This is a genomic window from Anaerolineae bacterium, assembly GCA_014360855.1.
GTDB lineage: Bacteria > Chloroflexota > Anaerolineae > JACIWP01 > JACIWP01 > JACIWP01.
The window spans coordinates 1-7,594 of sequence record JACIWP010000156.1 but is presented as its reverse complement, the minus strand read 5'-3'; the positions used below and the strand labels follow the sequence as shown (position 1 = coordinate 7,594).

General features: G+C 64.7%; 7 protein-coding genes. 5 read left to right on the top strand and 2 right to left on the bottom strand.

What is annotated here, in order from left to right:
- Positions 1-113: 113 nt before the first annotated feature.
- The 5 genes from H5T60_09375 to H5T60_09355 all read left to right on the top strand — a co-directional run bounded on the left by H5T60_09375 (position 114) and on the right by H5T60_09355 (position 5,737).
- Positions 114-626 carry a flavodoxin domain-containing protein gene (locus H5T60_09375; GenBank protein ID MBC7242641.1) on the top strand — a complete coding sequence of 171 codons (513 nt, stop codon included), beginning with the start codon at positions 114-116 and terminating at the stop codon, positions 624-626.
- 31 nt (positions 627-657) lie between these two features.
- Complete coding sequence (locus H5T60_09370; GenBank protein MBC7242640.1) at positions 658-1,926, top strand: DUF58 domain-containing protein; 1,269 nt, start codon at positions 658-660, stop codon at positions 1,924-1,926.
- A 217-nt stretch (positions 1,927-2,143) separates the two neighbouring features.
- Positions 2,144-3,634: a histidine kinase N-terminal domain-containing protein gene (locus tag H5T60_09365; protein MBC7242639.1), complete on the top strand. Its 1,491-nt coding sequence runs from the start codon at positions 2,144-2,146 to the stop codon at positions 3,632-3,634.
- The gene (locus H5T60_09360) at positions 3,635-4,231 is read left to right on the top strand and encodes an ANTAR domain-containing protein (protein ID MBC7242638.1); all 597 of its coding nucleotides are present in this window, start codon (positions 3,635-3,637) and stop codon (positions 4,229-4,231) included.
- Positions 4,232-4,390: 159 nt separating this feature from the next.
- On the top strand, positions 4,391-5,737 hold the full coding sequence (locus tag H5T60_09355; GenBank protein ID MBC7242637.1) for a glutamine synthetase: 1,347 nt from the start codon (positions 4,391-4,393) through the stop codon (positions 5,735-5,737).
- A gap of 28 nt (positions 5,738-5,765) precedes the next feature.
- On the opposite strand, the gene H5T60_09350 is transcribed toward H5T60_09355, so the two are convergent.
- Together H5T60_09350 and H5T60_09345 are read right to left on the bottom strand one after the other, a co-directional pair.
- A complete protein-coding gene (locus tag H5T60_09350; GenBank protein MBC7242636.1) occupies positions 5,766-6,821 on the bottom strand; it encodes a hypothetical protein in 1,056 nt (351 codons plus the stop codon).
- A 33-nt stretch (positions 6,822-6,854) separates the two neighbouring features.
- Positions 6,855-7,594: DUF4129 domain-containing protein (locus tag H5T60_09345; GenBank protein ID MBC7242635.1), on the bottom strand; the 740-nt coding region annotated here is incomplete at its 5' end.

Here is a 7,594-nt window from a genome sequence, read left to right as displayed (position 1 = left end):
TGCTGGCCGGGGCCATGGGGCGCCGGCGGCTGGTCACTGTCCCCAACGGGGGTGGGGAAGAAAAGCGTTGAGCCTGGCAGGGACAATCCCTGCCCCATGATAAGGAAAAGCCCATGTCTGACAAGGTGTTGGTGGCGTATGGGAGCAAGTACGGTGCGACGGCGGAGATCGCCGGCCGCATCGGCGAGGTGCTGGGGGCCGCCGGGTTCACGGTGGATGTCCTCTCCGCGGACAAAGTGCGGGATATCTCCTCCTACAAGGCCGTGGTGCTGGGCAGTGCAGTGTACGCCGGCAGTTGGCGCAAAGAGGCCGCCAAACTGCTGACCTCGGAGGCGAACGCCCTGGCGGAGCGGCCGGTGTGGCTTTTCTCCAGCGGCCCGACCGGCCCGGGCGACCCGGTGCAACTGCTCAACGGTTGGCGCATCCCGGATGCCCTGCGGCCCGTGGCGGAGCGCATCAAGGTCCGCGATATCGCCGTCTTTCACGGCGCCATTGATATGCAGAAGCTCAGCCTGCCGGAGCGGCTGATCATCAAGGGCATCAAGGCGCCGGCCGGCGATTTCCGAGATTGGGCGGCCATCACGGCCTGGGCGGAGGACATCGCGCGGGCGCTGGGGCCTGCATAAACGCTCATTTGCGCGCTTCAGGAGCGGGGATGTGTTAAAGCAGGGCTGGGTGGCGCTGGGACTCCTGGTCGCGGCCGTGATATGGGCCATGATCACGAGCTGGCGCCTGCTGTATCACGTCAGCTATGCCCTGGCGTTCATCCTGGTCCTCTCCCTGCTCCTGACCCTCAATGACCTGATCGGGGTGCAGGTGGCGCGGGTCAGCCGCACTCACCGCTCGCAGGTCGGCAAGCATTTCGACGAGGAGTTCACCCTCGTCAACCGCGGCTGGCTCCCCAAGCGCTGGCTGGAGGTGCGCGATCATTCTACGCTCCCCGGGCATCGCGCCGGCCGCGTCATCAGCGGCCTGGGGCCGCGCCAGCGCTATATCTGGGCGGTGCGCACCTACTGCGGACACCGCGGGCGCTTTCGCCTAGGCCCCTTAAGCCTGCACAGCGGGGACCCCTTTGGCTTCTTCTTCCTGTCCCGCCGGCTGGCCGGCGAGGGAGAGCTGATCGTCTATCCCTACACGGTGGACCTGCCGGGCCTTCAACTCCCCTTTGGCGAGCTTTCGGGCGGCACCGCTATGCGCCGGCGCACCCAGCACGTCACCGACCAGGTCGCCGGCGTGCGCGAATACGTGCACGGCGACAGCTTCAACCGCATTCACTGGAAGAGCACGGCGCGCGTCGGCCGGCTCATCTCCAAAGAGTTCGAACTGGAGCCGGTCACCGACATCTGGCTCTACCTGGACCTGGAACAGCACATGCATGTCCGCGCACCCTGGGCGGAGGAAGTGGATCGGAGCGGGCCGGCGGTGTTGTGGGGGGAGCACCGCACTCCGCCCCTGCCTCCCAGCACGGAGGAGTATGCGGTCAGCGCCGCCGCCTCCCTGGCCAAACAGCTCCTGTCCATGGGACGCGCGGTGGGGCTGGTGGCCTATGGACAGAGGCGAGAGGTGATGCCGGCCGACCGCGGCCCGCGTCAGCTCGTCAAATTGCTGGAGGCGCTGGCGGTGCTGGAAGCGCGCGGCACCGTGCCTATCTCGCTGGTGCTGGAGGCGGAAGCGCGGCATCTGCACCGCGGCACGGGGTTGATCGTCATCACGCCGGCCTTCGACGTGGAATGGGTTCGGGTGGCCCAGGCGGTGGGCATGCGGGGTGTGCGCCTGGCGGCAGTGCTCATTGTCGGGGAAAGCTTTGCGCCGGCGCCTTCCATCGTGCCGGTGCAGGCCGCACTGCAGTCCAGCGGCATCCTGTGCACGGTTGTGCGCCGGGGCGATGACCTGGCGGAGCGCCTGCGGTTCCCGGCCGGCGGCTGATCCCCCGCCGAGGGCCATCTGACAACTGCCCCAGGCGTTTTCGCGGGATTTGCATACATTTGCACGGCGTGCTATAATAAATAGCTGAGTGAGCGCCGTATCACTCAATGCCTAATAGTCGCACGCGATGATGGTCGACGCCACGGAAGGGGTCGACCATTCTTTATATCGCGTCCAGAAAAAGAACGCATAAACCGGTGCGGTGTGGCGATAAACCGTGGACGAAGTCGTCTACCAGTGCAAGGGTCTCAATGATTCCGATATCGAGCAGTTACAGCGCGTCGAGGCGAGCATGGCCATCCTGGCCGATGTCAATCGCTCCGATGTGCTGTTGTACTGCTTGCTGACGCCGGAGAAGGCGGTGGTCGTGTCCCATTCGCGCCCGCACTCGGTGTCGCCGGTCTATGCGGAGCCGCTCGCCGGCCTATGGGTGGGGCCGGCGCAACAGCCGCTGGTCTTCCGGGTCCTGCAGGGGCGCTTCGGACTGCGGACACAGCGCTCTGCTGTCGCGAACGGCGCCCCCATCATGCAGAAAGTCCTGCCGGTGCGGAACCGCCAGGGGCGGATTATCGCCGCCCTCTGTGTCGAGACCAACTTGATCGAGCACGAGCGCCAGCGCCGGCGCAGTAAGGTGTTCCAGTGGGCTGTGCGCCAGCTCCAGCAAATGGCCGCACGCGGCGAGCTGGCGGACGCGGCATCGCTCACGCCCTTTGGCGAGCACGATGGGATTCTCCTGGTGGATCGCCAGCACTGCATCCGCTACGCCAGCGGCATCGCCACCAACCTGTACCGCCGCATCGGCATCATGGAAGGGCTGGTCGGCAAGCGGCTGAGCGAGCTGGGCACGCACGACGCGGAGATCGTCGCCCCAGTGTTCGACGGCTCCCACTGCATCCAGCAGGAAACCGATGAAGGGGGCCGCACCTGGATCAAGCGCGGTGTGCCCGTTCTGGCCGTCACCGAGGGGTGGAAGCGCTGGTCGGTGCTGGAACCACTGCTGGTGCGGCACCTGGCGCGGCGGGTGCAGGCGAGCCTGATACTGATCCGCGATACGACGGAAAGCCGGCTCAAAGAGCAGGAGATCAAGGTCAAGACCGCCCTCATCCGGGAGGTGCATCACCGGGTCAAGAACAACCTGCAGACCATCGCGGCGCTCCTGCGCATGCAGGCCCGCCGCAGTCAATCCGAGGAGACGCGCCAGGCTCTGCAGGAGGGCATCAACCGCATCTTGAGTGTGGCGGTGGTGCATGAGTTTCTGGCCCACGAAGAGGCCAACGCGGTCAGCCTGCGGGAAGTGGCTACCAAGATCGTGCGGCAGATTCGCCAGGGCATTGTGGCGCCGGACCAGCAGATTCACATCACCATCGAGGGGGATGATGTGCTGTTGCCGGCCCAGCAGGCGACATCCTGCGCCCTGATCATCAACGAGCTACTGCTGAATTCCATTGAGCATGGCTTTCAGGGGCGCACAGGCGGGCGCATCGCCCTTTCCATCGGTGTGCAGGACAGCAACGTGCGCCTGTCCGTTCAGGACAACGGGCAGGGCCTGCCGGCCGATTTTGACCTGCGCACCGCCGGCAACCTGGGCCTGCAAATCGTGCGCACCCTGGTCCAGGACGACCTGAAGGGCACCTTCTCGCTGGAAAATACGCAGGATGGTGTGATCGCCGTGATCAGCTTTCCAAAAGGCATATCAGGAGGTGACTAAGTGGCAGATCGCAAACGGATCATAATCGCAGATGATGAGTCCATTATCCGTATGGATCTGCGGGAAATGCTCACCAACCTGGGCTACCTGGTGGTGGGCGAGGTGGCCGACGGCCGCAGTGCGGTTAACCTGGCACGCGAGCTTAAACCGGACCTGGTGGTCATGGATATCCGCTTCGAGGGGGATGATTTCGACGGCATCGATGCCGCCAGAATCTTGACGGAGGAGCGCATTGCGCCGGTCCTCTTGCTGACGGCCTACAGCCAGCGCGACCTGATCGAGCGGGCCAAGGACGCCGGCGTCACCGGCTACATCGTCAAGCCCTTCCGCGAGTCCGACCTGGCCGCGGCCATTGAGGTCGCCCTGGCACGCTTCAACGAGCTGAAGATGTTGGAAAAGGAGGTCGGCGATCTCAAGCAGGCGCTGGAGACCCGCAAGCTGGTGGACCGCGCCAAGGGTATTCTCATGGATGTGCAGGGGTTGACCGAGGCGGAGGCCTTCCGCAAGATCCAGAAGATGAGTATGAACACCCGCAAGCCGATGCGCGAGGTGGCGGAAGCCATTATCCTGGCGCACCAGGCGAGCCAACAAGAGTAAAGGCGTTCCTTCCCCAGGTAATTGCGTGGGGCCAGGTCTCCGGCCGGCCTTGGCCCGGAGACAGCAAAGAGGCGGAGAAGGGACGCGGCAGTCCGAGGGGTGATTACTGCCGTGTCCCTATTTTTATTTTCCCACACCCTTTCTAAAGGAGGTATTTCCATGAACAAGCCGGCCGACCTTCCGGAAGTGATGGCCAGGGTCAAACAGGACGAAGTCCGGGTGATTACCTTGCAATTCACCGATGTCACGGGCACGCTGAAAAGCGTCAATATTCCCCCCAGCAAGCTGGAAGAAGCGGTGCGGGTCGGGGTGTGGTTCGATGGGTCATCCATCGAGGGTTTCGCCCGCATTTATGAGAGCGATATGCTCCTTATTCCCGATGTGACCACCTACACCACCCTGCCGTGGACGAAGGAGACCGGCAAGGTAGCGCGCATCCTGTGTGACGTGTACACGCCGGCCGGCGAGCCGTTCGAGGGGGATCCCCGTTATATTCTGAAGCGCGCCATGAAGCGCGCCGCGGACATGGGCTTCACCTTTAATACTGGCCCGGAGATCGAGTTCTTCCTCTTCAAGGCGGAGAACGGCCCCGTGGCACGTCCCACCCCCTTCGACACAGGCAGTTACTTCGACTCGTCCCAGGGCGACCTGGCCGCGCAGGCCCGGCGCGAGATGATGTTCGTCCTGGAAGAGATGGGGCTGGAAGTGGAGATGGCCCATCACGAGGTTGCCCCTGGCCAGCACGAGATCAATATCCGCTACAGCGACGCGCTCACCTGCGCCGACAATGCCATTACCATGAAATATGCCGTGCGTTCCGTGGCGCAAAAGTACGGCCTGTACGCCAGCTTCATGCCGAAGCCCATCTACGGCGTGAACGGCTCCGGCATGCATACGCATCAGAGCCTGTTCGACAAGGACGGCCGCAACGTTTTCTACAACCCGAATGACCCGTACCGGCTTTCGGAGATCGCGTATCATTTCATCGCCGGCCAGCTTGCCCATGCCCGCGCCCTGGCGGCCGTTGTGGCGCCGACCGTCAACTCTTACAAGCGTCTGGTGCCCGGCTATGAGGCCCCGGTCTACGTCTGCTGGGGGCAGATCAACCGCTCCGCCCTCATCCGCATCCCCATGGTCTCCAAGGGGCGGGAGCAGTCCACCCGCGCCGAACTGCGCTGTCCGGACCCGAGCTGTAACCCGTACCTGGCGTTTGCTGTCATGCTGGCCTGCGGCCTCGACGGCATCGAACGCAAGCTCCAGCCGCCGAAACCGATGGAGGAAAACGTGTTCGAATTCGACGCCGTTCAGCGCGAAGAGGCCAACATCGTCACCCTGCCGGGCAGTCTGTACGAGGCGCTGGAAGAGCTGAAGAAGGACACGGTGATCCAGGAAGCCCTCGGCCAGCATGTATTCCGCTGGTTCCTGCGGGCCAAGGAGCACGAGTGGGATGAGTACCGCGCCCAAATCACGCCGTGGGAGCTGGAACGCTACCTGACCATGGCCTGATAGGGCGCGTCCTGCGGTGGGAAGCGGTTCAGGCCGCCGGCCATCCCCTTTGCACACGGGTGGCCGGCGGCTCGTTTGCCGGCCATGCCAGCTCCACGAAGATTCCCTGACACGGCGCCCCCTGGCAGTAGCCGATGCGGTGCGCCGTGATATCCACCGTCAGCGACCATAAGGTCGCCATAATGCGATCATGATGGCACAGCGGCGTGTCGTGATCCCTGAGCACCTGCTGTGCCCAGCTCCACGCCGGCTCCGCCGGTCGGAGCGCCAGCTCCCGCAGTTTCTCCGCACGCCGGCGCGAGTGGGCATGGACGCGCCGGCCATGCAGTCTCTGCATGTCCGGATGCTGGAAGTGATTGGTGACCGCCAGCCAGCCATCCCCCTCGCGCACTCGTTTGGCCGTCGGGTGGGCCTCCACCACTGCAAAGCCGCCGGCATCCACCAGCAGATAGTTGAACGCGTGGAGCACCGGCAGGTCAAGCAGTAAGGCAACCGCCTGCCGGACGGTGGTGCAGGTCTCCAGCAGAATGCGCGGCACAAGGTGGAACGGGAGACCTGGGGAAAGCCTGGCCGGCATCTCGGCCTGCACCAAGTGGAGCGCCGCGAACAGGCCGGCCTGATTGACGCCGTCATAGCGGCCCCCAATGAGGCTGGCATTGGTGCCCAGGGTCGCCAGCGCGCCGGCCGGCCCGGCGTACAGCAGATGCCGACTGCGCTGGGAGCTGAGGAAATCATAGTTGCGGGCGACCATGACATGCCCATCGGCGGAGCGCCAGGCCAGGCTGGAGCACCCGCCGGCCTCGCCCGAGGGATGGTTCAGGGAGAAATGCGGCAGAACATCCTCCCACGGCCGGCCCTGGGCGTCCGCATAGCCGCGGTACTCGTCCAGCAGGGGCGGATATATGTCCCGCACCACGTCCGCGCAGGCGCGCGCAAAGCGGAGGGCGCGTTGAGGATTTTCCGGGGCCGGCAACTGCCGCAGATCAGTGACCGCGCCGACGGCATACCCGCAGGCATAATGGTCGCCGGCCAGTTCGAAGAAGCGGTAATCGGGGTCTGCCAGTTCGGTCGGTAGGTTGGGCATGATTGATTCCATTGTTCCTGGATACAGGGTCGGTCAGCTTGACGCCGGCGCCTCGATCGAGTTCCTCACTCTCTGCCAAGCCTGGCGGATGGCCTGCAGTTCGCCCCATGTGCTGGGCATTTCCCCATAGCGCATGCGCACATAGGCTTCTGTGATACGTTCGATATCCTCGCTCTCTGCCTCAGGGAACGCCCGATACAGCAGGGAAAGGTATTCGTAGGGCGTGAAGACCGCCGGCCGGGGATAGCCGCGCCCCGCCGCAAGCTGACACATGTTCAGGTAGACGTTGCGGATGGAAATCTCCGCGTACCATTCCATGCCCAGCCGGCCGGGGCGCAGGCCGGCCAACCGGTCCAGCATGCTCTGCACCAGGTTCTGCAGGTTATGCAACGCATCTTCCCGCCATGTTCCGCCCGGCAGGGAGCGCCGGCGCTCCTGAGGGCCTTCTGCCGGCTCGCGCTGGCCCAGCTTGCGCAGGGAAAGCGCCAGGCCGGCCAGGCTGATCATCAGCAGGAGCGCGATCATCAGCCACTTGGCGACCTCCCCCCAGGGGATGCCGGCCCCCTCTCCGCCGCTGGGCATCGGCGTGGGCTGGGGAGCGGGCGCCGGCGGCTGAAAGGCCGCCAGGCCTTCCGACACCCATACCGCGAGCTGTTGGACCAGGCGGATGAGCCATTCCAAGATCGGCTCCATGACCACTCCCAGCGCCAGCAGGCCCTGGTACAAGGCCCGTTCCAGTACATGCCCCAACGGCGCGAGCCAGAGGCCGAGCT